2 protein-coding genes are annotated in these 2248 nt (G+C 43.1%); both read right to left on the reverse strand.

Going from position 1 to position 2248, the window contains the following annotated elements:
• Positions 1-14: 14 nt before the first annotated feature.
• On the reverse strand, positions 15-1214 hold the full coding sequence (locus KAH81_05765; protein MCK5833162.1) for a type II secretion system F family protein: 1200 nt from the start codon (positions 1212-1214) through the stop codon (positions 15-17).
• Between the two features lie 18 nt (positions 1215-1232).
• Positions 1233-2248: type IV pilus twitching motility protein PilT (locus KAH81_05770; GenBank protein MCK5833163.1), on the reverse strand; the 1016-nt coding region annotated here is incomplete at its 5' end.

Raw genomic sequence — 2248 nt, forward strand, 5'->3', positions numbered from 1 at the left:
CTCTTTTCCATGTCTTATTTAATTTGACCAATGATATCGAACATAGGAAGGTACATGGCTATAAGCAGGGCTCCGATAACTGATCCCATGACGACGATAACAACCGGTTCGATCATGCTAGTTAATGCCGAGACAGCTGCATCGACTTCATCGTCGTAAAACTCGGCGATCTTCTCAAGCATCTCATCCATATTACCAGTTTTTTCTCCCACTCCAATCATTTGGATAACCATAGCAGGGAACACTTTAGACTCGGCAAGAGGAGCCGTAATAGTTTCTCCTTCGGAGATGGATATCATGGATTTATGAATAGCCCTCGTTAAGACCAAATTACCGGATGTTTTTGCTGTAATATTGAGAGCATCTATAAGATTGACACCACTTCGGAGAAGAGTTCCAAGGGTTCGGCAGAATCTTGCAACTGCGGTTTTTTTGAGAAGAGGTCCAAACATTGGGATCTTAAGTTTAACCAAATCTATATAGTATCTTGTATTCTTTTTGCTATTCAATACTACATATGTTGCAACTAATGCTGCAGTACCAAGAATAATAAAAACGATATTGGAGACTAAAAAGTCAGAGACACCTATAACTACCTTTGTTGGTTTAGGAAGAATTCCACCCAATTCGCTGAACATATCCGCAAAGATCGGGATGATAAAGGTCAACATAACAAAAGTCATACCGACAGTCATGATGAGCATCATGGCAGGATATATAAGTGCACCTTTGACCTTTCTGGCGAGTTTATCGGCTTTTTCACGGTAATCAGCAAGTCTTCGGAGGATGGATTCGAGAGCACCACCCATTTCACCCGCTTCAATCATATTGACATACAGATCATTAAATATTTTTTTGTGTTTGGCCATCGCAGCTGCGAGCGTGGTTCCAGAAGCGACTGTATCCCTGACTTTACCGATTGTTGAGGCTAACACGGCATTTTCTGATTGTTCCGAAAGAATATCGAGACATTGAACCAGAGGTAAACCCGCTTCGATCATCACAGCGAATTGGCGAGTAAAACGAGATATTTCAATTGCTTTCACGCCTGTCCCAATGGTCATGTTCATGGCCTTGGACTTTTTCTTTATTTTAGTGACAGTTATTCTTTGACGTCTTAAAAAGGCAGTTAATTCTTCGGCATTTCTCGCTTCAAGGACGCCCTCGATCAACTGGCCGTTAACCGCTTTGCCTTCGTATCTAAATTGAGGCATAAATTATCACCTTTATTATTAGTCCCCGCCCGCCTGGATTCTCTTACGAGCAATTATATCATTAAGCTCTTGTGGGTCCGGGCTTCTTCCCATGCAGTCCTCGAGTGTAATAACACCATCGAGGTATCTTTGAGCAAGCGAAGTGTTGAGAGTGTTCATTCCATATTTGCCCCCAGCTTGAAGGGAGCTATAGAGTTGATGTATTTTATCATCTCGAATTTGTGCACGAATAGCCGGCGTTGCTATCATGATTTCAGTTGCCACTACCCTGCCACCGCCTATTTTTTGAACCAGCGTTTGGGTTAAAACCGCTTGAAGAACAAAGGATAGTTGCACTCGAACTTGTGTCTGTTGATTAGTGGGAAAAACGTCTATTATGCGGTTAATAGTTTCTGCTGCGGAGTTAGTGTGCAAGGTTGCGAAGGCGAGGTGGCCTGTTTCAGCAATTGTTAATGCTGAAGATATCGTCTCCAGGTCTCGCATCTCACCAATGAGAACGATGTCCGGGTCTTCTCGAAGAGCATATTTAAGCGCTCGGGAGAAAGAAATTGTGTCACTGTGGACTTCGCGTTGGTTCACAATACAGTTCTTGTGTTTATGAACGAATTCTATAGGATCCTCGACAGTGAGAATATGTTCATGTCTTTCGCGGTTAATCTTGTCAATAATAGCAGCGAGTGTAGTCGATTTACCTGAACCAGTTGGTCCGCAAACAAGAACAAGCCCGCGCGGGTAATCCGAGAATTTCCCGACAGTTTCCGTTAAACCCAATTCTTCGAGAGTGTGAATTTTGAATGGGACCGCTCTAACAGCAAGGGCAACCGAACCCCTTTGAAGGAAAACGTTGCATCTGAAGCGGGACAATCCTTTGATACCGAAAGAGAGATCGACTTCCCAGTTTTCTTCAAACTGTTGCTTTTGCTTTTCGGTCATAATCGAATAAGCGAAACGCTTCGCTATTTCCTCTGTAACTATATCAGCAGCCATTTTATGGAGACTACCATCAAGACGGAAAACAGGTGGTGCACCAACTC

Source organism: bacterium, assembly GCA_023145965.1.
Taxonomy (GTDB): Bacteria; UBP14; UBA6098; order UBA6098; family UBA6098; genus UBA6098.

What these genes read in the sequence shown, in the direction of transcription:
- KAH81_05765 (MCK5833162.1), bottom strand. Translation starts at nt 1,214, where the DNA reads ATGCCTCAATTTAGATACGAAGGCAAAGCGGTTAACGGCCAGTTGATC.